The organism is Niastella caeni (assembly GCF_004834005.1).
GTDB lineage: Bacteria > Bacteroidota > Bacteroidia > Chitinophagales > Chitinophagaceae > Niastella > Niastella caeni.
The window spans coordinates 279,986-302,191 of sequence record NZ_STFF01000004.1 but is presented as its reverse complement, the minus strand read 5'-3'; the positions used below and the strand labels follow the sequence as shown (position 1 = coordinate 302,191).

At 42.8% G+C, this 22,206-nt stretch carries 16 protein-coding genes and 1 tRNA gene; 10 read left to right on the top strand and 7 right to left on the bottom strand.

What is annotated here, in order from left to right; genetic code table 11:
* Window positions 1-283: 283 nt before the first annotated feature.
* Both FAM09_RS16160 and FAM09_RS16155 read right to left on the bottom strand, forming a co-directional pair.
* Complete coding sequence (locus FAM09_RS16160) at window positions 284-2,380, bottom strand: carbohydrate binding family 9 domain-containing protein (RefSeq protein ID WP_136578167.1); 2,097 nt, start codon at window positions 2,378-2,380, stop codon at window positions 284-286.
* A 48-nt stretch (window positions 2,381-2,428) separates the two neighbouring features.
* Entirely contained in the window at window positions 2,429-3,067 is a 639-nt protein-coding gene (locus FAM09_RS16155) for a helix-turn-helix domain-containing protein (RefSeq protein ID WP_166437178.1), read from the bottom strand.
* Between the two features lie 376 nt (window positions 3,068-3,443).
* Here FAM09_RS16155 and FAM09_RS16150 point away from each other — a divergent pair, with 376 nt between their 5' ends.
* Window positions 3,444-3,776 carry a PD-(D/E)XK nuclease domain-containing protein gene (locus FAM09_RS16150; protein ID WP_166437177.1) on the top strand — a complete coding sequence of 111 codons (333 nt, stop codon included), beginning with the start codon at window positions 3,444-3,446 and terminating at the stop codon, window positions 3,774-3,776.
* Window positions 3,777-3,840: 64 nt separating this feature from the next.
* Here the strand turns inward: FAM09_RS16150 and FAM09_RS16145 are convergent, their stop codons facing one another.
* Window positions 3,841-5,151, bottom strand: a complete 1,311-nt coding sequence (locus FAM09_RS16145; protein ID WP_136578164.1) for a hypothetical protein — start codon at window positions 5,149-5,151, stop codon at window positions 3,841-3,843.
* 30 nt (window positions 5,152-5,181) lie between these two features.
* Between FAM09_RS16145 and FAM09_RS16140 the strand changes: the two genes are divergently transcribed.
* The 3 genes from FAM09_RS16140 to FAM09_RS16130 all read left to right on the top strand — a co-directional run bounded on the left by FAM09_RS16140 (window position 5,182) and on the right by FAM09_RS16130 (window position 8,962).
* The gene (locus FAM09_RS16140; RefSeq protein WP_136578163.1) at window positions 5,182-6,648 is read left to right on the top strand and encodes a tetratricopeptide repeat protein; all 1,467 of its coding nucleotides are present in this window, start codon (window positions 5,182-5,184) and stop codon (window positions 6,646-6,648) included.
* Between the two features lie 471 nt (window positions 6,649-7,119).
* Complete coding sequence (locus FAM09_RS16135; protein WP_136578162.1) at window positions 7,120-8,235, top strand: hypothetical protein; 1,116 nt, start codon at window positions 7,120-7,122, stop codon at window positions 8,233-8,235.
* Between the two features lie 136 nt (window positions 8,236-8,371).
* On the top strand, window positions 8,372-8,962 hold the full coding sequence (locus tag FAM09_RS16130; protein WP_136578161.1) for an SMI1/KNR4 family protein: 591 nt from the start codon (window positions 8,372-8,374) through the stop codon (window positions 8,960-8,962).
* A gap of 278 nt (window positions 8,963-9,240) precedes the next feature.
* Here FAM09_RS16130 and FAM09_RS16125 read toward each other — a convergent pair whose 3' ends face one another.
* Window positions 9,241-9,750 carry a GNAT family N-acetyltransferase gene (locus FAM09_RS16125; RefSeq protein ID WP_136578160.1) on the bottom strand — a complete coding sequence of 170 codons (510 nt, stop codon included), beginning with the start codon at window positions 9,748-9,750 and terminating at the stop codon, window positions 9,241-9,243.
* Between the two features lie 152 nt (window positions 9,751-9,902).
* On the opposite strand from FAM09_RS16125, the gene FAM09_RS16120 reads away from it, so the two are divergent.
* From FAM09_RS16120 to FAM09_RS16110, 3 genes are all read left to right on the top strand, one after another.
* Window positions 9,903-10,493: a Crp/Fnr family transcriptional regulator gene (locus FAM09_RS16120; protein WP_208025581.1), complete on the top strand. Its 591-nt coding sequence runs from the start codon at window positions 9,903-9,905 to the stop codon at window positions 10,491-10,493.
* 107 nt (window positions 10,494-10,600) lie between these two features.
* Entirely contained in the window at window positions 10,601-11,752 is a 1,152-nt protein-coding gene (locus FAM09_RS16115) for an SMP-30/gluconolactonase/LRE family protein (protein WP_136578159.1), read from the top strand.
* 23 nt (window positions 11,753-11,775) lie between these two features.
* Window positions 11,776-12,315 carry a cupin domain-containing protein gene (locus FAM09_RS16110; protein ID WP_136578158.1) on the top strand — a complete coding sequence of 180 codons (540 nt, stop codon included), beginning with the start codon at window positions 11,776-11,778 and terminating at the stop codon, window positions 12,313-12,315.
* A 284-nt stretch (window positions 12,316-12,599) separates the two neighbouring features.
* Here FAM09_RS16110 and FAM09_RS16105 read toward each other — a convergent pair.
* Together FAM09_RS16105 and FAM09_RS16100 are read right to left on the bottom strand one after the other, a co-directional pair.
* Window positions 12,600-12,673, bottom strand: a tRNA-Pro gene (locus tag FAM09_RS16105).
* Between the two features lie 201 nt (window positions 12,674-12,874).
* Window positions 12,875-13,576, bottom strand: a complete 702-nt coding sequence (locus FAM09_RS16100; RefSeq protein ID WP_136578157.1) for a DUF1028 domain-containing protein — start codon at window positions 13,574-13,576, stop codon at window positions 12,875-12,877.
* Window positions 13,577-13,729: 153 nt separating this feature from the next.
* Here FAM09_RS16100 and FAM09_RS16095 point away from each other — a divergent pair, with 153 nt between their 5' ends.
* The 3 genes from FAM09_RS16095 (at window position 13,730) to FAM09_RS16085 (ending at window position 19,904) form a co-directional block, all read left to right on the top strand.
* On the top strand, window positions 13,730-16,630 hold the full coding sequence (locus FAM09_RS16095; RefSeq protein ID WP_136578156.1) for a gliding motility-associated C-terminal domain-containing protein: 2,901 nt from the start codon (window positions 13,730-13,732) through the stop codon (window positions 16,628-16,630).
* A 50-nt stretch (window positions 16,631-16,680) separates the two neighbouring features.
* Window positions 16,681-17,706: a PorP/SprF family type IX secretion system membrane protein gene (locus FAM09_RS16090; RefSeq protein ID WP_136578155.1), complete on the top strand. Its 1,026-nt coding sequence runs from the start codon at window positions 16,681-16,683 to the stop codon at window positions 17,704-17,706.
* A gap of 170 nt (window positions 17,707-17,876) precedes the next feature.
* The gene (locus FAM09_RS16085; protein WP_136578154.1) at window positions 17,877-19,904 is read left to right on the top strand and encodes an OmpA family protein; all 2,028 of its coding nucleotides are present in this window, start codon (window positions 17,877-17,879) and stop codon (window positions 19,902-19,904) included.
* Window positions 19,905-19,983: 79 nt separating this feature from the next.
* Here the strand turns inward: FAM09_RS16085 and FAM09_RS16080 are convergent, their stop codons facing one another.
* The gene (locus FAM09_RS16080; protein WP_136578153.1) at window positions 19,984-22,086 is read right to left on the bottom strand and encodes a T9SS type A sorting domain-containing protein; all 2,103 of its coding nucleotides are present in this window, start codon (window positions 22,084-22,086) and stop codon (window positions 19,984-19,986) included.
* Between the last annotated feature and the right edge of the window lie 120 nt (window positions 22,087-22,206).

Below are 22,206 nucleotides of genomic sequence, written 5' to 3'. Positions count from 1 at the left end.
GTTCTATTGAGTAGGTTACCGGCGCCCATTATATAAACTAAAAGAAACCTTGCAGCGCCTGGTGTTAAAGCCAGAAAGACTGTTTATTGAAGGATGCTTATATAATTGTAAAACCTGATAATAAATATTTTATGACATGACAAGAACCAAAAAACAGGCAGCTTTTTTTTTGGAATAAATATCAATAAATGTATTAATGCTTCATTTTTTAAGGCGTTTAATGGAAACAAAGATTTTCAGCAGGTAGCTGACACAGTCGGCTCACAACTGCATAGCGGTTCGCTTATTTTTTCCCATTAATTAATTCCAGCGTAAACTTCAATTCTTTATCAACTCCGTTTTTTATATCGAGTGCAGTAGGTTTTACCGGATAGTCGGGCATGATACCACGGCCGATTTCGGCTGTGGATCCTTCCACGGCACTAAGGTATTTGATGAAGGCAATGCTCAATCGAAGGTTTGTATTGGGAAGTATGATATCCCTGAACATATTGCTGGTGTTACCGTAATAACCACCGCCTGTTTCTTCGCCTACAAATATTGCATTGCTGTTAAAATCGGCAACAGAACAAAATTCGCTAGAGCAGGAGAAACTGCCACCGTTGATCAAAACATATACATTGCCTTTGAAATTATTTTCAGCAGGCTGATGAAGCAGTGCAGGATCTTTTTGTCGCGATGCTTTATAGTTACGGATTACTTTTACACCGGCACTGTCGGGTACCGATATTTCATTGAGGAAGTTAAGGTCTTCATGGCTGATGCAGCAGGGGATGCTGTCCACCGAATGAGGATCAGCAGACACGGCTGTTTCAAAACGGCTGTAATACTTAAATGGTTTACTCGTGAGATAGGAAAACAAATAAGCCCCGTTATAATCATTACCACCGCCGTTATTACGAAGGTCGATGATTACGTTAGGAATGTTCTTTTGCTTAATCGCTGCAAAGGATGTGTCAAAAAATTTCATAAAGGCCCTGTCATCCGTAAATGTTTTTACTGTTAATAATGCTGCGTTAGTAACCGGGAATGATAATTCAAAATTCCTTTGGGATGCAGGATACCTGGCTGTTCTGTTTTTTGTAATGTCCTTATCACAGAGCCGCGCTACTTTCACCTCTTCTATTTTTTTCCCTCCCGCTGCAATAGTTTCAAGAATGATGTCTTCACTGCCTGTATCCAACAATGAATACAAATAGCCAAATCGCTGGCCGATGTTGTTATATTTTTTTGTTGCATTATAACCATCAGATGTTAAGTAGCTCATCAGATCTGTCAAAATCTCACTGAATGGTTTGCCATTGATGGATAAGATTTTAGTGCCGGGTATAAGTGTTGCTTCTTCACTATAATTCTGAAGGATATAGGCTTGCTGGTCTGTTATATAAAGTTGTAATGGCAATTTTTTAATCGAAACTGCAGATAAATTCTGGTAATCATACGACATATAGAATTTGGTATGACCATCTCCTATCTTATCAAACAGCGGTGCAAGTAGTTTATAATATTCTAACTCGGTCATGGGTTTATTGATACTTTGATAAGTGTTATGTATAAATTTATCCATCACTGCTTTTGAATAAAACCGGTATAAGGATGGATAGGTGCCTTCCAGTATCTTTTTAATTACATTAAAATCGTTTTGTAGCTCTGCTATGCTATACAATTTATTATCGTTATATACTGCCTTTGCTTTCAGTTGACTTGCAGTAATATTTTCTATACCATGCAGCACGCCATAGTTATTAATCCAGGTGGATTCTATATCAGGCAATAACTTCCACGCACTGCGTTCACCCCCTTTTACCATTCGCCTGGTGAATTGAAGACCCCATACTTTTGTAAATGATCCATTATGGGTGAATTGATTAAAGGGTATTTTCATTTCAGCCGTCCAGCCTGATCTATCAATGGCTGTTTTTGTTTCCCATTGCGGGTTCCACTTACTGTCCCACAAAGCACCTCCTTTAGCTATGAATTCATCGGCTCTTGTTCCGTAGGCAGTGACGGTAAAAGAATGTGCCGTGCTGGTATCTTCATTGCAATTAAGTTCGATCTCCACCCAATCGCCCGAAAAACCATCTCTTGGTACAGGAATTTTAGTGATGGAATCAGGATTATCAAAACAACGGATGGCCACATACATATTCGCTGCATCATACAGTATTTTGAATTGTGTACTTTGCGAAGGTTTGTCTCCTTTCTTCGGGCTGGCCTGCACAAAATCTTTTCCCCAACTGACCGCATTCCAGGCTTTATCATTTAGTGATCCATCAATAATGGGTGCAGTCGCAGTTCTTTTGGTTGTGTAACTTTTTTCTTGTGCGAAAACAATACACACACTAAAGATGATGGGCAGTAGAAAGAAAATCTTATTCATAAGGCAAAGTAACTACTTATAACGCATACAAAATAGAACCAGATTTGCCTACATCTTCATGTACCTTTTGGGCAGAAAGCCTGTTTGCTGCTTGAATACACGGATAAAATGACTCTGATCCGCAAAGCCACAGGTCTGTGCAATTCCGCTAAGGTTTTCTTTACCACTCTTTATGAGCGTAAGTGATTTATCAATTCTTATTTTGCGGATATACTCACCCAGGGTGCATTGAAAGTATTTTGGAAAATGCTTTGAGATACTGATGGGATGTATTTTAATTACCCGTGATAACTCTGCGAGTGAAAAATTTTCCTGCCACTGATCATGCAACAAATCCCGGAGCTGATTAACCCATACCGGTTCTTTAGCTGGCTTCTCTATTTTTTTGCTCAATGATGATAGTAACTGCATGAGCAGGGATTCTATTTCTAAAAATGAATGGTTCCTTTCTTCCGCATATTCTTTTAGCATCCTGACCACTAAAATTTTTAAGGAAGGATCATTGATGCAGACAATGGACTGATCAGAAAATTGGACATCATGCTGGCGGAACCATGCATCACTTATGTCAATATTGAAAATACAGGAGCCAGGCTGATAGTTTTTGTTGTTATGCTTTTCGCCTTTATTATAAAACACAAATTGGCCGGTATCGTATTCATTAGTTTCTTTAGTTCGTTCCTCCATACAGCCGCCATTCAATATAAAAGACAGGTATACATTTTCATGATAGTGCCACGAACTGGTTAAGCCGCCGTGATAGTTGCATTTACTGAGTACCAGGCCATCCCGCCTTATCTCATATGTTTTTTCTCCTAAAAAATTACCGGCTGAGAATTGGAGCATACCGCAGAATTTAGCTATAAAATTAATGCGTCCAACAGGTTAAACGATTGGGTGGCCGAAAAGTTACCTGGTTCCTATTTTAAATTGAAGAAAGTAAACGATAATCAATACATCGTAACCAATAAAGAAATATTCATATTCAATAACGGTCACTGCTGATCTCAGGGCTGCGTTTGAAGAAGGGGATATAAACCGCATCATCAACGAATTAAATGCCGTGATCGGAAGCATACCCTATGATCTCTGGCGTGCAGATACGGAATTTATTTTTCATATTATTACCCTTCTCACATTTAAAAATGTTGGTATAGATCTCTCCGCAGAAGTACATGGCAGCAAAGGCCGGGCTGACGTTATCGTGAAAACAAAACGGTTCATCTATGTCCTGGAATTGAAACTGGATGCTTCAGCCCGTGAGGCGCTGGATCAAATTTTTGAAAAAGGTTATTTACAACCTTATGCGGGAGACGAGCGTAAAAAACTAGCCATAGGCATTGGTTTCTCTGCTGAACAAAGGAACATTGCTGATCACTGCGTCAAAGAATTGTAATTGCCAGTATAATAGTAGCAGGCTGTATTAAATACAGTTATAGTTGCCTGGCATAATGGCGATATCAAAATTTCCTCATTTCGTTAATTCTTCCCATTGCCGTTTGAAGTATTTCGGCTGCCAGTTCCGGGTCAATCCCGGCTTCGCTTGCAAGCGCAGTTATGTCTGGACGCTGCCCTGCATTGATATAAGGAAGTGCCAAGGCCAGGAATCCGTTGATTTTAGACATTTCTGCCTGGCTTTCAGGGGATGTTCGTGTTTCAAACAATTGGCTGTATGGATTAAGGACCAGTGCCTTTTTCAGCACCTTTTTAATAACCATACCCATGGGAATGTGTAAACGAATATCGGGTTCGGTGGAAATTTCCATTCCATGTGTTATCAATAAGGCCGACAGTTCCCGGTAGCCCCGGTCCGTAAGCGCAAACAAGAGGACTTTACCCGAAGTTTCTTCGTAGAATGTTTCTGCGAAGTGCGGCGGCTCACTCCAAACCTCATGACTTAATCTAAACACCCCTTCGGCATATTCAACCCTGAAGTCTTTTCTCAATGCCTGTACGTCGAATCCGGTATAAGTTCCTTCACCGGTCACCTGCACCACTTCATTTTCCTGCTGAGCCACCAGCGGGTAATTGGCGCCACAAGCCAGTACCATATACCGGATAGGGTTGTCGTCAATATCGGCCATCAGATCAGCATCCGATTCAATAGCAGGATTCAACTCCGTTGCATAAAAAAAGATATCATCTGCAGAGAATCCCCGAAAAGCAGTTACCGGGCCATAGGTTTGCCAGCAGGAACCATTGTAACCTATAAGGTTGAACCATAACAATACAGGATGATCTGATAGTATCCGTGTAACAGAGGGCGAATACAGCAGAAAAATGTCGCCTGTAAAAACATCTTCCATTTCATAGAAGTCTGAAGCCGGGTTAGCCCGGATCTCGCTGAAACTAAACCGCCAGGGATGGGTTGCCATAGTCCTGAGGAACTCCTGTTCCCCGGCATCACGCGCTTTAACAGCAACACTATTCAGGTATTTATGTATAAGGCCCCCCGCTCTAAAAATTCGCTGGCCAATGTATTGTGCCAAGATCATTCCCTTCCAGTCAGACGGCATTTCCTTTTCAATGTCTTTGAAGCGGGATATCCTGGACTCGAATTCACGTTCCACCTTATCCTGCCTGGCTGCATAATACACTAAAAATTCATCTATCAACGATGCGGAAATTTTATTTACATACTGACAACGATCGAGCAAAAGCTTATAGTCTGGCATAATGAAACAGTAAGAATTAGCGCCGGCAAAGGTAGCGTAATTATAATTATTTAACCTCGCAGCTCTTTCATGCACTGTGGATAACTCCCTTTTCATTGAAATAGCCAGCCTTTTATTTTTGTTTATATGAATCAGCCTCTTTCTGCAGAAAAATATATTAAATCGCGTGCAAGATCATTAAAAATAGACCGTTGCCTGGTAAATGCCGATTGGGAAACAAGCCGGATGGCTCATGTGATCATCATTCGCAAACATACAAACGGGAACTTTACTTATGCAGGCTATTTGGTTGATCTTTTATGCCTTGGTGTTAAAGATACCTACTATGAATTTAATATGTTTCAGGATCATTTGGAGGATTGGCTTGACAATCACAGTGAGGAAACAGAAATGATAGAGGTCGAATATTCACTGGCGCATAATATCATTTTTGCCGGACATGATCTGGCTGCTGAATATCATATTCCACAGCACCCGGATTTTGTTAGCACAACTTGTTATTTACTTGAAGAAGATGACGAGAAAATACCTTTGATTGAAATACATACAGGTGATGAGAATGGGCTACCTCATTTGATAGTGGGTTCAGAGAATAGACAACCTGTTGCACTTGCCCGCCTTAAAGAGTATGCCGGGGAAGGAAGGTACCACTATACCATTTTAGAGGATAACCCCTTTACGGAAGATGATGACGATTTTGTGGATGAGGAAGAGTTTGGTGAAGATGACTGGGATGAGGAGGATGGAACAGACTGCATTTTTTGGAGTAAAGAAGAATGGGAATCCTTTATCAATAGTCTGTCACAAGATAATTATCCGGGCTTTGATGTAGAAATATCCTATATCAATATGTGCGCCGTTACACGACCCGAATTAAAAAAGCGCGGATTGGATTTTCGCAAAATGATCGAAAATGCAGGTAAAGGGGTAGATTGGGAAGAAACTGCTGAAGATCAAACATGGCTATATGGCAATGAGGAAAAAGAAGAATTAGGAAAACTATATGAACAGCTTTTCGACAATAACAGGTCACGTAAATCACTTAAAAAAACAATAGAAGAGTTAAAGAAAGGCGTCAGCCAATGGCCCCGCAATCCTGTATTCAGAAATTACCTGTATAATGCATATCTTTTATTGGGAGATAAAAAAACTGCTGAAGCAGAAATGCATGAGACGGTGAAACTGTTTCCGGAATACCTGGTGGCCAAGACTATCTATGCAGAATGGCTTTTAAAGCATGACCGTCCGGAAGAAGTGCCCGCCTTATTTAATTCGAAATGGTATCTATCGGATCTATATAGCGCCAGGAAACACTTTCATATCAATGAGTTCATTCATTTTAATTCCGCCTGGTTGCTTTATTTTCTGCACATCGAAGACTTGTGCATGGCTGATTTTTATGGAAGTTTGTTGGAAAGTGTACCTGATGGCGCTTTGAGAGAGCTACAGCACAAATTGTTACAATTACTAAAGATTAAGCGGGTAATGCATGTGTTGACGTTAATTGGCATTGCCAGAAGCAACCCGGCAGAGATGGATAAACTGACTTCGTTGTTGGTGAGCAATTCGGAATTATACACAAAGCAATTGTAGATTTGGCGAAAGTAGAATAGTAATCTCAGACCTTGACTATTCTCCCTAATTCAGAAGAAAGGGCGCCTTCTCTCATCGAATTTCTTTACAATCCAAATTGATTCGAACCTTACGAAAGGCACTCAAAATGATGATAATAGAAATTTTAACCTGAATTGATGTGAAATTAATTGAATAGAGAAACCCTTCAAATCCAACGATCTGAAGGGCTTCATTTTTTAGTCGGGCCGGCTGGACGATTGTCGAACTGCTTACTTAAGAATCTTGTTGAATTTCAGAGAATTAGACATGTTATTCAAATGACATAATTTGTTATATTGTTTTTAGGAATTACTGAGCAATTTACATTGCATTCTACTGGCCAAGATTGTCAGGCGCAAGTACGCTAACCTCAAAACCATTGTTGTATACCGCTCACGCCTACGTTTTTTGCTATTGGTAAAATGTTTATTTTACAGCAATTTCTTTTCAATGATCAATATTACCTCATTTGAAACGCTTGATAAGGCCATCAGGATGGCTGGCGGAGAACCAACAGTACTGGAAGCATTGTGGGATGGCGATACATCTGGATGGTATTTGTATTTGAATTTACATGTAATAATAAAAAAACTCTTTTCTATTAAAAAAGAAATTAGGTATTTAGGTACAATTAGTCTGGGCGGAGACATCAGGTTGTTCAACGGAAGTGTACCACCCTGGCCTGAGGCTGAACTTGCAAAAGAATGGGGCAAGATGGCCAATGAAAAATATGGATTGATCTTTTATTTTCCATCTGATAAAGAACCGGATAATGATTGCCCTGGTTGGGAGCAACGGCATTTGGCCATTCAATGTGCTGATTGTGCTAAGATGATCATCCCTAGCGATAGCCCTTACTTGCCAAAGGAAATTTGTTATAGTTGTCATCTAAAGCGGGAATTCAACAATAAAATAAAAAATGCCGAGCCTTACGATGATGGCGTTAATTTGTACATGGTAAAAGATGAAGAGTATAATCATTTAGGTTATAGTAGTTTTTTAGACGGATTTTCCATAGCCCCATTCATTGATGACACAGTGCAAGCCCGACGTGAGAAAAGACTAGTTGATATTGTTACCATTGATAAGTTGGATATTTCGATTATAAAAGAAAAAATTGAACAGGCACTTGATGAAAAAGTGGCAGTTTATAAATCAGCTGAATTCCCTCCAGATTTTCCTGAAAAATTTAAAAGTAATATGAAACGACATACTGTCGAATACAAGGGAAATAAATATGAGTTACTAAATCGGTTAAACGAAGACCATTCGAAAATTGACAGATTAGTGCGGGCGCTTGAAATGGTTGACAAGGCCATATCCGGGAATTATTGTTTCAAGATCTATTTCAAGAATGGGTTTACTTACCGGGATGATGCTGTATTACGGTTTGTGAACTTTGTTAGTAATGGCTCAACCTCCATGGCGGCGATTGTGCAGCAGTACAGCGGTATAATAACGGAAACGGAGGTGAAGGATACGGTTACAAAGATGGAGAAGGCTGGTTGTTTGAAAATAGAAGAAGAAATTGTACATACTACAGATATAACCAGGAAGCTGTTATAGATTCATACGGTTTAGGATGTAAGCCATTGCGCCTAAGCTTGAGGGGGAGCGATAACTCCAGGGTGGTTGGATAAAATGACAATACAGTCCTCATGGCTGAATAGGATATTTTCTGTTAAACATCTATCTTTAGGCTATGACACCTCACCAACAATACATTCAATCTGTAATTGATAAAAGTCTGACCTCTCACAGTGAGTTTTCTGCAGCATTCCAATTCCCCATTTATCTTATTCCGAAAGAGATGATCGATCTCTCCAAACCTCCGGTTAATGATGAAATAGTTTATTGGAAAGCAATACCAGCAAATATCTCAGACGAAGAATTTGTTGCGTTTGAGAGCACAATTGGGTATCCCTTGCCTGAAACCTACAAAGCCTTTTTGTCGTACAAATACTTCATTGAATTAAACTTTGGCCATGAAGCATGTTTTTTTCGTCATACGGCCTCATGGTCCCAGGATTATTATGAAAATATCTCTGGTATAATTAAGGAGGAGACATTTGATGTCGGGTACTTTCCGTTTGCCACAAATACTGATATCGGATATTTCTGTTTTGATACAAAAAATGCAGCACCAGATAATGAATACAGGGTTGTGACTTATGACCGGGAATATGGAATAGAAGCGTACCCGTCAACCGTAGGTCAGTTTACGTTTATTGATTTTATTAATGAATTGGAAGCAACCTTGTATGAATGGGAACAAAGAAAAAATAATTCTTGATGGAGAATGGGGGATATAAAATTCGACTACCCAATAGAAATAAAAAAAGGCCTGCAAATCTAGGTTTTTACCTATTCTTCGGTGGAGTCCGCCGGCAGATTGTCGAACCAATTAATATATTTTCTTAATCGTATGTTTGTTGTAAAACAATTACTTCATAAATATCAGTCAGGTAATAACCTGTTTTAATAGTAGGTTGATTCAGGCTTTGCCAACATAAAGTTTAAAAAGAAGCAAGCCCCGGCTGAAAAGCAACTAAAAAAAGAGTTTCATTTTTATTAAAGGGATGACTTCTCGTAATAAATGGTTGGGTTCCCAAATTCACCATCTTTAGTATATAATTCCGTAAAGCCTAGTTTTAGTAAAATTTTTTTGGAAGCAAGATTATTGGGGTCAATTGATGTAAAAATTGTTTTCAATTTTATGGTTTCAAAACCAAACCATAGCATCTGAGCAGCCATTTCTGTGGTTAATTGCTGTCCCCAATATTCTTTCCTAATGGCATAAATTAACTCGTAATCGTTAACATCTTTTGAATATACAAGTCCGCAATAACCAATGAATTCCATGTTAGCTTTATATATTACAGCTGACATACCATACCCTTTGGTTGCATAATTATTAATGGAGACTTCTATCCATTTTTTTGTTAGCTCTTTAGATATAGCACCATTATCTGTATACTTCATTAATTCATCATTACCACAAATGGCGAATAAGCTGTCTAAGTCTGCGTTTTCAACCTCCCGAATAATTAATCTTTCTGTTTCGAAAATTAACTTTTGCATAAGACTAATTTACCTATTGTCAATGTTCCCTGCTCTACGGTTCGTGGAGCATTTTGTCCTTTCATATCAGTTTTTATCCAGCCCGAACATATAGGGTTTATCCTTATATTAGTACCTGCAAAGATCAAATTTATTTAGAATCAAATAACATCATGCTCTTGCCTGCTATGAACCTGCTTAAAAACTTTTACACTGCTATCTCACCGTTGAAAGAAACAACATGGGAAGAACTGTTGCCACTTTTTCAGGAAGACCGGCTTGCACCCAACCAGTATTTCGTGCGGGAAAATGAAGTGGCCAGGAAAATTGCCTTTTTGGAATCGGGCGTTGTACGTGCCTTTTTTATCAACCAGCAGGGACAGGAATACAATAAACAATTTTTTGTTGGCCCCAGCAGTATTGGCGGTTATTCGTCATTGCTTACAGGTAAGCCGAATCTTATCCCCCAACAGGCGTTAACGGAGTGCGTCATCTTTACCTGTGATTATCATGCGCTCACCGGTCTCTATGCAAAATATCCGGACCTCGAAAGCCTGGCAAGAAAAATGGCAGAACATTATTTTATCGAAAAAGAGAAAAAAGAATTGGAAATTGTTTTGTTAGATGCCACGCAACGGTATAAAATCTTTCAAATGGAATTCCCGACGCTTGAACAGTTGATACAACAATATCATATTGCTTCTTATTTAGGTATTTCCGCTACACAATTGAGCCGCATCCGCCATCAGCTGGCTAATAAATAATACCGGCTTATTTCTTTACATAGGTAAACAGCTTTCTTTACCTATGTAAACGTCCCTGCACTTATGCTGACATTTCTTTGTGTTCTACAATTTTAAAACACAAAAAAATGAAAAGCTTTAAAAAAGTCTCAATACTTCTTATTGCAGCAGGCATCACCATTCCCATCGTCTTTAACGCGTGTGCGATCCATCCGCTTGCCTGGAAACCGGCGCCACAAAACGACTTCAAAGGAACAACAGCATTCAATGAGCAATTGGCCGCCACACAAAAAATTTCGCTGAACGGCTGGTATGGTCCGGAAGACATTGTTTTTGATCTTACAGGAAATCTTTACAGTGGGGTGCATCGGAAAGCAAATGATTTCAGCGATGGAAGCATTTTAAAAATGGACACGACCGGCAGGATTGAAACTTTCTATAACGCCCATTCCTGGGTTGCAGGTTTGCATTTTGATTCGTCAGGAAATTTAATTGCATTAAGCCACAAACAGGGACTCATCAGTATTAGCCCCGATAAAAAGGTGATTGTATTGGCAAACAAAGATGAAAACGGAAAACCATTTCTTATTCCAAATGGATTAGACATAGCATCTGATGGGAAAATCTATTTCTCCAATACATCGGAGCAATCGGCCTACGATATAAAATATGGCAGAAAGATCATTTTGGAAATGCGGCCACTCGGCGGTTTATATTGTTACAACCCGACATTAAAAACAGTAAAAACATTGATCAGCGGAACCTATTTTGGCAATGGTGTTGTATTATCAAAAGATGAAAGCCATGTGCTGATGGTAGAAACTGCCAAATACAGGATACTTCGTTATTGGTTAAAAGGGGAAAAGGCAGGACAAACGGATACTTTCATAGAGAACCTGCCGGGTTTTCCCAACGGAATTTCTATCAGGAAGGACGGCAGCTATTGGTTGAGATACTCTACAAAAAGAAACGAAGCATTGGATAAGATCCATCCAACACCAGGCATAAAAAAGTTTGTTTATGCACTGCCAAATTTTCTCCAGCCAAAGGCGGAAAAATTTGGAATGGTGATGAACATTTCAAAGGAAGGAAAAATACTCAGTTCACTTTTCGATACAAAAGGTATGGTTATGCCGGAAGCAGGCGCCGTAAAAGAGCATAAAGGATTTTTGTATCTTGGTGGTGACGTACTGCCGCATATCGGGAAATATCAGTTACTGGACACCATACATATTTCAGGCGAAAACAAAGCTGCCGATTCAAAACAATTGCATAAGTAAACAACCGTATAAAAACAAAAATCATGATACGGCAAGGCGATCATATTGAAAATGCAAGAACGGGGCAACGGATGATATTTTTAAAAACCTGGGCAGAGACCAATGGCACGCAATTGCAGATTGAATGCTTTAGCCCGGTAACACCTGCAAGGGAACCGGAACATATACATCCTTACCAGGAAAACAGGTTTAAGGTGCTGGCAGGACAACTTAGCTTTTGTATAAATAGGAAGGAACAAACCGCTTATCCCGGTGACGTTGTATCGATTCCTAAAAATGTGCCCCATTATTTTTGGAATTCAGGAAACAGTGAAGCGCACTATATCCAGGAGTTTTTTCCCGCTTTAAAAATTGACAGCTTATTTGAAACTTTTTTCTCATTGGCAAGAGACGGGAAACTTAATAAAAAAGGATCCCCGAATATTTTCCAGGCATCGCTTATCATGCTTGCCCATGAAAAGGAGATCCGTTTAGCCAGGCCAAGCTGGATCGTTCAAAAAACGGTATTTAAACTTTTTGCACCTATTGGCAAATTGTTGGGGTATAAATCACTATACAAATAAGCAGCACCTCGCCTGCCCGGAGCGGTTAGTAGGAAAGCGTCCTGACAATCCAGATCGGGACGCTCTGGGTAATCTAAAAGACAAAAGGCCCGCATTACGCAGACCTTTAAAAGCTGTGGTCTCAAATGGATTCGAACCTGCTCTAAGATATTCAAAATAAGGGCAATGAAGCTTTCTTTATAGAGATGGCTATAAGAGAATTTGAAATAATCAGAAATCGGCAGGACAACTTCGAACCAAAAAGCCCCTTCAAATCCAACGATCTGAAGGGCTTCATTTTTTAGTCGGGCAGACTGGATTCGAACCAGCGACCCCTACGTCCCGAACGTAGTGCGCTACCGGGCTGCGCTACTGCCCGAAATTTTCAGCATTCTGTAGGTAGTCCGCTTGCCCTTGTCCCGCCGTTGGCGGGATCATGAAAATCTATTGCTCCTTCGTCGCAATGATTTTCTATGAGCTGCGCTACTGCCCGAAAATGTTTTTCGGGGTATAAATATAATTAAAATCAATATTACCCAACAAATTTCGGCCTTTTTGAAGGATCAGGTCAACACGCTTACTATGGATGCTTCCTCTTCCATTTCTCAAATTTCTTTCGAAGCATAGTAACTGCGTTTTGTCCTCCTTTGGCTTGTCCAAAAATATTCAGGTTTACATACGATTTCCTGGAACCTGGTTTGGACACCATGATAAAGGCACTTGTCGCCCGCTGTTCTCCACATCTTTTGTCGCCGCCTGCCAGGGAGCCGGCTTCCAATGCATTCATTAATATGTCAGCAATAGGTAGTGAATCCTTTTGTCCTTTTAATACAGCTTCAAAAATGATCTGTAATTCCTGCTCATTGGCCAGCGTGTTGCCCTGAACAGAAATACCGCTTGCTGTTATTGCTCCTTTGTTGTGCTTTATAGAATCTCCTGAGTAAGTAACTGGCCTGTCAATATACTTGATGGTCACTATGGCATATTGTTGTCTTTCCGGGTCGAACGCAGGGGCACGCATGGCCATAATAATTTGTTCGGGCTCAACTTCCGCCAGGATCATTGCTACGCCTTTTTCTCTTGCCTGGTTATTGCTCATCGCCTGAACAATAACCGCCCCCATACCAGGAATGATCTTTCCTATGCCATAACAATTATACGTACACGATGCGCCGGCAATTCCTATTTCTTTTGTCAATGGATCTATAACAATTATTGACCATGTTGCATGCGAAGATGCATAACAAAAATAAAATATAATAAACAAAATGTATTTTTTCATACGCAGTTGATACTTATTGCAACACTCAAATTACGAATAATCAACATCCAATTTTTACTAATAAACAGTTTTGGTAAATGATTCATTTTTGTATATTCGTTTAGGTGAGCATATGCCACACAGTTATATATTAATCCAATTATCTGTAGAAAAATGAACCGTAAACCGATACCCTTAATCATTTTTTTTATTATTACACTTTGGTGTAATAATGCATGGGCGCAATCTACCCCTGTTTTATTAATAAGTAATAACCCATCGAGCTGTAATGGTTCTGAAGGGTCATTTTCGTTCAGCGGGCTGCTACCCAACACCACTTACCAGGTAACCTATACCGATGATGGCGTAGTAACAGGCCCGGTAACCATTGCCTCAACCGCAACGGGGCAATTAACCATCACCGGTTTGAATGCAGGCATCTATAGCAATTTTATCTTTAATTTTAACGGCAGCATCTCGAATGTATTAACCGGACAACAATTATCAAACCCGATAAATGTTCCGGAATTTACTCCCTTTGCTCCTTTTTGTCAGGGCAGTACGCCGCCGGTTTTACCGCCAACATCCAATGCACCAAATAGTATCAGTGGCACCTGGAATCCGGCGGTTGTTAATAATCAAACTTCAGGCACCTATACTTTTACCCCGGCAGCCGGCACCTGTGGTACACCGGTTCCGATTAACATTACTGTAATACCAAAGGAAACAGCCACCTTTCCGTTTGGAACGTCTCTTACGATCTGTCATAACGGTACCGTTCCGGTGTTACCCAATACATCTGACAATGGCATTTCCGGCACCTGGTCGCCGGCCGTGGTTGATCCTACGCAATCCGGCACATATATATTTACCGCCACATCGCCCGGATGCGTTGAAGGAACAACACTCACCGTTACGGTGAATCCGAATGTGCCATCCATTTTCCCTTTCGGCACAAGCACTACCATTTGTGAAGGAGATCCGGTTGTTACTTTACCTGCCAGTTCATCAAATGGTATAACAGGCACCTGGAACCCGGCGGTGGTAAGCAACACCACCAGCGGAACATATACCTTTACGCCAGATAACGGCCAGTGTGCGACAACGGCGACATACACGGTCACCGTCAATCCGAACGTTATACCTACGTTTGATCCCGTTGCACCCATTTGTTCGGGCGCCACCTTGTCATCACTGCCCACCACTTCCAATAACGGCATTACCGGCTCCTGGTCGCCGGCTTTGAATAATACGGCAACAACTACCTATACATTTACCCCAACGGCTGGTTTGTGTGCCAGAACGGCTACACTAACCATTACCGTTGATGCGAAGGTAACACCTACGTTCACGACCGCTGATACAATATGTGCCGGAGCTACGCTTACTGCCCTGCCCACCACTTCCGATAATGGTATCACGGGCACCTGGTCGCCGGCTTTGAACAATACAGCAACTACTACCTATACATTTACGCCAACTGCCGGGCAGTGCGCGAATGCCACCACATTAACAATAACGGTTAATCCGAACATTACCCCGGCATTCGCCCCCGTTGCCCCGATCTGTTCCGGCGATGCGCTTACTGCGCTACCAACAACATCCACTAATGGCATCACCGGTACCTGGGCGCCGGCTTTGGATAATACGGCAACCACTACTTATACATTTACACCGGATGCCGGACAGTGCGCGACAATAACGACACTTACGATCACAGTTAACCCGATCGTTACACCAACATTTAATGCAGTGGCGCCTATTTGTTCGGGATCAGGCTTACCGCCTTTACCTACCACATCCACCAATGGTATCTCCGGTACCTGGGCCCCGGCTTTGAATGATACGGTAACTACCACCTATACGTTTACACCAACAGCCGGACAGTGTGCAATTACAACCACCTTAACGGTCACCGTTATTCCGAATGTAAAACCAACATTCACGCCTGTGGCGCCAATATGTTTCGGCAATACGATCCCTGCGCTGCCCACAACATCTGACAATGGCATCACGGGTACCTGGTCTCCGGCATTGAATCATGCAGCAACAACTACTTATACTTTTACTCCAACGGCAGGTGTGTGTGCTACAACAGATACACTAACCATCGTCGTTAATGTAATTACACCAACGTTCCCGGCGGCTGATACCATTTGTTCCGGCGCCCCACTGGCTGCGCTGCCCACCACATCCGATAATGGCATTACGGGTACATGGGCCCCGGCTTTAAATAATACAGCCACTACCACCTATACATTTACGCCGGCACCTGGTCAGTGCGCCACCACAACTACATTAACTATTATTGTTAATCAGAAAGTAACACCGACGTTCGCGGTTGCGGCATCAGTATGTTCAGGCGCCACGCTGGCCCCATTGCCGTTATCATCTGCCAATGCTATACCTGTTACAGGTACCTGGTCACCAGCGTTGAGCAATACAACAACGACCACTTATACATTTACCCCTGATTCGGGTCAGTGTGCCATTCCAACCACGTTTACCCTGCAGGTTAATCCCATACCATCCCTTATGAATATAACCAGGGATACCGCCATTTACGACGGTACGGTTTTGGCGCCCTATAATTTCAGGGTAAACGATCCGGCAGGCGGCATACAATGGAATAATTCAAATCCGGCTATTGGCCTGTCAGCTTCGGGCACCGGTATGGTCCCTTCCTTTACAGCAACCAATATATCCGATACGCCTTTTACCGCAATCATTACTACAATTCCTGTCATGAATGGTTGTTCCGGCGTTTCTCAATCCTTTAAAATAACAGTGCTTCCATTGGCCAAAGACGTTTTTGTGCCCAATATATTTTCTCCCAATGGCGATGGGAAGAATGAGCAGCTTTTCATTTACGGAAATTATATCGCTTCTGTTGACATGCAAATTTTCAATCAATGGGGTCAACGCCTTGCTACACTTACCAGTACGCAGCAGGGATGGGATGGTAAATACAAGGGGACCGCTCAGCCTGTGGGTGTTTACATGTATGTACTAAAAGCTGTATTGAGAGATGGAAGACAGATTAAAACAAAAGGCTCTATTACACTTATCCGTTAACCCTTCGACTTCGCTCAGGGCTTATTGCAACGAACACTAAACTAATTAAAATGAAAAGTAAACATATAAAACGATACGGTTGGTTGGCGACCTGTTTGTTACTGACAACTGCCTTAAAAACAGTTGCGCAAACAGATCCGCACTTTACACAGAATTATACCTATCCATTGTATATCAATCCTGCGCTCGCAGGCAGCGCCGACGGCGATTACAGAGCGGCTGCCATTTTTCGTAATCAGTGGGGCAGCCTCAGCAGTCTGTACCGCACTATTGGCGTTTCATTCGATACGCGTACCACTAAAAATGCTGCGCTGGGTATAAACCTGTTGAACCAGTCTGCCGGTGATGGTGGGTTTAACTACCTTACCTTATCCGGTTCTTATGCCTACACCGGCGTGAAATTCGGAAAGGATTTTAACCACCGGATCGTTATGGCCCTGCAGGGTGGCATTATAAGTCGCCGGGTCGATCGTACAAAATTCAAATGGGGCGAACAATGGAATCCCATCACGGGTTACCATGCCAGTAACCCAACAACTGAAACTTTTAATAAAACGTCTTCGCTCGTTCCCGATATAGGGGCCGGCATTCTGTATTTTGATGCGTCGCCCGAAAAGAAAGCGAATTTCTTCGGTGGCTTTTCTGCCTATCATTTAAACAGACCTAAAGACCCGATCGTCACGGACCATAATACCGATCTCAACAGAATCCCTGTTCGTTATTCCATGCATGCCGGTTTAAGTTTCAATTTATCAGACCGTACGAAAGTAATTCCCCATGCACTGTATATGCTGCAGGGTAAAGCATACGAAGCAATGGCAGGCTTTTATGGACAAATTAATATTAATGCAGAAACCGATTTTATGGTGGGCGGCTATTACCGCGTCAATGATGCCATAGCTCCTTATGTGGGCGTTGATTATAAGAATTTTGTGATCGGGTTGAGCTATGACGCCAATGCATCTAAACTAAGATCGATGACGAAAAACGTAAACAGTTTTGAGCTCACACTTTCTTATATAAAACGGTCGGGCCAGCGAAGCATTATTGATTTTGTTCGTTGTGCCAGACTTTAAAAGATGGTTTGATTGTTCTATGGTTTGATGGCTGGGGATCCCTAATTATAAAGCTATTAATTTTGGGCAGGGTGTCTCAATTACAGAGTTTCTAACAATCAGGCAATCGATCAATCAATTCATTAGCAAACTTTAGCCCATCATAGTGAAATTAAAATTTTTGAGAACCTATGAACACATTTATACCTATTAAGATCAGATCACTTGCCGGTAATTTATTTGGTTTACTGGTTGCCAGCGCCTGCTGGCTACCGTTACAAGGTCAACAGGTTGTGAAAGACAAAAGTCCGTTGCAGTTAGCCGACCAGTATTTTGCGGCCGGTGAATATTACACGGCTGCCTATTTGTATGAGCAATACCTGAAACCGCCAGCAAATGCAAACGGACCGGCATTTACCGTGTATGCTAAAAAAGGGAAATCACCCCAGGGAACTCAGGACAGGTCACGCGCAAGCATACTTTATAAACAGGCAGAAAGCTACCGGCTTGCCCATTATTGGATAAATGCCGACTCTGCATACAAAAAATGCACTGATAATAAGGATGCCTTATACTGGAGCGCCGTATGTGAACGCAGCCTGGGAAAATATGATGAGGCGGAAGAAAATATCCGCAAATACTTAAGCGAAGGAACCAACAGCCAGTTAAAAGAAGCGGCTGAAAAAGAATTGCAAACGTTGCAATATATACGCAAACAACTGGCGGCCCCCGGCGCCGGCCTGGTGAACAGCTGGAAGATCAATACACCCGGCAGCTTTGAAAAAGGCGCTTTTGCAGTAAGGGCCGTAAGCGGCAACAAATACCTGGTGAGCAGTACGAAAACCGATTCTGCCTGGGTGAAAGGAGTAAACCCGCATAACAGCCGGTTGTTTTATGCTAATTTGAAAAACGACAGCCTCGATCAACTAACCCCGGTTGTTTTACCGGTTGCCGGCATTGCAGATAACCAGGGGGTAGCCAGCTTCACCGCCGACGGCCTGCGTATTTATTTTACCCAGTGGAAAAAAGAAAAAGGCCGCATCGTTTCTAATATTTATTACATTATTAACCGTGGGGATAGCGGATGGACCAAACCGGCTTTATTGCCCCAGGTTAATATCGACGGGTTTAGCAGCAAGCAACCATTTTGTTCTGCAGATGGCATCTATTTATATTTTGCTTCTGACCGCCCCGGCGGATCGGGTGGATTCGATATCTGGTATGCACCTATCTATGAAGATGGCAGCGCCGGCAGCCCGGTTAATGCTGGCTCAGGAATAAATTCAGCCGGTGATGAACAGGCCCCGTTTTATCATACCAGCAGCGGTACGTTGGTGTATTCTACCAACGGACGGCAGGGCATGGGTGGGTATGATCTCTTTTCGGTAAAAGGCAGTGATGCCGCATGGGGCGTACCCCGCAATATGGGTTACCCCGTTAACTCATCGAGAGATGATATTTACTTTTTTGCACCTGAAGACTCAACCCTTTTGGCAAATGCCATTGTAGGGAGCGACAGAGGGACCGGCTGCTGCCTCGAAAATTATCTTATAAAAAGATCACCCAAAAACAAACGGTTAACCGGGGTGGTACGTGACAGTAAGGACAATAGCCCCATCGCCGATGCTTCCATTGTTTTAACAGACCCATCGGGCAAAACCTGGACAATTAAAACGGATGGCGAAGGCAAATATTTATTTGATACGCTCCATAAGGATTATTTCAATTACAGGATCGCCATAACCAAAGAATTTTATAACGACACAGTGGATGTGGTGAAAATCAATGACACCGCAGAAGTGAACCTGCTGACCGATCAGTTGGTCAATACAGACATGTACATTGATAAAAAATTCATTTTACATGCAGAGAATGTAGTTACTGTATATTTCGATTTTGATATGAGCAATCTGAAAGAGGAAGCCGTGAACAAACTCGATTCGGTTTACAATGTGCTGGTGCAATTACCGGCTTCAACACTGCAAATATCAGGGTATACAGACGGGAAGGGGAGTGATGAATACAATAAAAAACTCTCTGACCGGCGTGCAAGGGCATGCGCCAATTACTTCATTGAAAAAGGTATAAAGGCCAGCCGCATTACATTTGAATCTTTCGGCGCCTGTTGTCCGCTTGAGATGGAATTGATCAATGGCCGCGATAATCCTGATGGCCGCAGCCGCAACAGAAGGGCATTGATCAATATAACGAAGGAATAAAGAACACTTCTTCTGTCAAAAATAGGGAAGCCCCGACGGTACCGTCGGGGCTTCTTTATCGTTGAGTCGTATGTAGATGCTAAAAGCTATGATGAATTACCAATTTCCCATTTGCGTTTCTGACGCCATCGGTGGCTTTCACAATGTATATGCCGGCTGGCAGGGCTTCCAGGTTCGTCAACAACAATTCATTCGCTCCGGGTTTTAACCGGTATTGCCGGCTCAGCACGGCATTACCGGCTACATTGAACAGGGTAATATGAAGTAGGTTGTTGCCTGTTGATGTCCACGTTATCGTGGAATGCCCGATGGCAGGAACAGGGCTTAGATCCAATGTGCCTTCAGCCAAAGCTGTTTTCACTGTAATGATCTTACTGAAAGTCTTATGACCGGCTGCTTCCGCTGCTACGATCCGGTAATAGATAGCCGCCTTAGCAGCGGTTGGGGCATCTGAAAAGCTATACCTGCTGATATCGCCATTACCCGCCGCCTTGCTTACTGTTCCGGCAGTAAAAAACTCCAGCCCATTGTTACTCTTTTCTATGGTATAGTTTATAACATTCTTTTCATTTGTTACTTCCCAGTTGACCGACACCTGCGTTCCGTTCCTTTTTCCATTTACAAACACGAATTGCATGGGTAAAACCATACACGCCGGCGGAAAGGCCATAACCGGTCCTGTAACTGATATACCTCCGGCACCAGCCAGAGAGCCATAATTAATAGTGCCCGAACCACTATTAGTAGTGCCAGCTGCTCCGCCGGTTGCCGAAGAGGCTGCATTGAGTGTTCCGTCGGCATATATAACACCGCCGCCACCGCCGCCGCCTGGCCCATGCGGAGGATTCCCGCCATTCCAGAAATTACTGCCACCGTTACCTCCATTTGCGTATACGGTAATGTTCGCATGACCGTAGCGGGCATTGATCAATACGCTGCCCCCGGCGCCACCGCCGCCTGATGCATCGTTGACAATGGTGCTGTTCGCGCTATTACCATTGGCCAATACACGGCCTGGACCAATGATGGCGCCAACGCTGATTATAACAATGCCGCCACCCGCGGCGCCGCTGGAAGCCAATCCGCCCGGGTTGCCGGTACCGTTATTCGTGTCGCCGGCTCCGCCGCCGCCGCCCATCACCAGCCGCAACGGGCTTCGCTGCGCGAATGGGGCGCCGGGATAACCGCCGTACGGCCCATTCACTCCATAACTGTTGCCGCCTTTTCCGCCTGCGCCGCCGTTACCACCGCCACCACCCCCACTGTTGTTGGCATTGATAGGGGTACCATCATCGCTTCCGCCGCCACCTGCATTGCCGGGGGCGCCCATGCCGAAACTGCCGCCGGGATATCCTTCGTCAGTTCTGAGCAGCAGCGAACCATAATGGTTGCTGTTAATAAGTCGCGGTGTTCCGGCTATTCCTTCGCCCTTGGAAGCATGGTTGCCTTTCAGACTACTAATGCTGTCATTGGGGGGCGACACTGTGACAAAGTCCCGGGTGGAGGTAGTACCGCCACCGCCAGTCAGCCGTACGGCGCCACCACCGCGGAAACCGGCCCCGGTAACGTTGATAGCATACCCGTTCATGATAAAGTTGTTCATTACCGCCATCACTATTACTCCCCCGGTAGTCCCATCCCACCTGGGCGGCGTAATGTCTGCGTTCATAACGAGGCTGTAATATACAGATACACGAATTACCTGGTAAGTATACCGGCCATCGGCGCCAAAAGCGGCATTTTTATAATTATTAACCGTTCCCGTTTGCAGCGTCAACGTACCGCCGGTGAGCGGAACGGAATTGGTCGCTATTATATATTCCATATTTCCGGCGTATAACTCAGCATTATTCAGGTAACCACGGCCGGTTGCTCCATCACCGTAGGTGTTGTCATTCGCAGCATTGATCTGCGCACCCTGCATTTGAATGATCAATAAAACATCACCCGCACTGATAGCAGTTGTTCCATAAGTGGCCGCACCTATGTCAATAGAAGTACTGCCTGCGCTTACCATTGCCTGCTGTGCCGGATAATAAGTATTAGTATTGGAAGTTATAAAGGTTCGAACAGGCTGTGGACAGGTTTGCGCTTGTATGGTATTTACTGAAAATATGGATATACCCCATATAACCGTAAACAGGATGCAGTTAACTTTGCATTCTTGAAAAAGGATTTTCATCAGGTAACGGATTTTTGTTATAAGTATCGGATCATAGACCTGTAAAAAATAGTCAGGCCGGGGGGACTGTTTAGTAGTATTACTTGGATATAGAAAATTCGTTAATTGTATATTGAGCCG

Coding starts and splice junctions, on each gene's coding strand:
- FAM09_RS16160 (WP_136578167.1), bottom strand. CDS start 2,380: ATGAATAAGATTTTCTTTCTACTGCCCATCATCTTTAGTGTGTGTATT.
- FAM09_RS16155 (WP_166437178.1), bottom strand. CDS start 3,067: ATGGAGGAACGAACTAAAGAAACTAATGAATACGATACCGGCCAATTT.
- FAM09_RS16145 (WP_136578164.1), bottom strand. CDS start 5,151: ATGAAAAGGGAGTTATCCACAGTGCATGAAAGAGCTGCGAGGTTAAAT.
- FAM09_RS16140 (WP_136578163.1), top strand. CDS start 5,182: ATGAATCAGCCTCTTTCTGCAGAAAAATATATTAAATCGCGTGCAAGA.
- FAM09_RS16135 (WP_136578162.1), top strand. CDS start 7,120: ATGATCAATATTACCTCATTTGAAACGCTTGATAAGGCCATCAGGATG.
- FAM09_RS16130 (WP_136578161.1), top strand. CDS start 8,372: ATGACACCTCACCAACAATACATTCAATCTGTAATTGATAAAAGTCTG.
- FAM09_RS16125 (WP_136578160.1), bottom strand. CDS start 9,750: ATGCAAAAGTTAATTTTCGAAACAGAAAGATTAATTATTCGGGAGGTT.
- FAM09_RS16120 (WP_208025581.1), top strand. CDS start 9,903: ATGCTCTTGCCTGCTATGAACCTGCTTAAAAACTTTTACACTGCTATC.
- FAM09_RS16115 (WP_136578159.1), top strand. CDS start 10,601: ATGAAAAGCTTTAAAAAAGTCTCAATACTTCTTATTGCAGCAGGCATC.
- FAM09_RS16110 (WP_136578158.1), top strand. CDS start 11,776: ATGATACGGCAAGGCGATCATATTGAAAATGCAAGAACGGGGCAACGG.
- FAM09_RS16100 (WP_136578157.1), bottom strand. CDS start 13,576: ATGAAAAAATACATTTTGTTTATTATATTTTATTTTTGTTATGCATCT.
- FAM09_RS16095 (WP_136578156.1), top strand. CDS start 13,730: ATGAACCGTAAACCGATACCCTTAATCATTTTTTTTATTATTACACTT.
- FAM09_RS16090 (WP_136578155.1), top strand. CDS start 16,681: ATGAAAAGTAAACATATAAAACGATACGGTTGGTTGGCGACCTGTTTG.
- FAM09_RS16085 (WP_136578154.1), top strand. CDS start 17,877: ATGAACACATTTATACCTATTAAGATCAGATCACTTGCCGGTAATTTA.
- FAM09_RS16080 (WP_136578153.1), bottom strand. CDS start 22,086: ATGAAAATCCTTTTTCAAGAATGCAAAGTTAACTGCATCCTGTTTACG.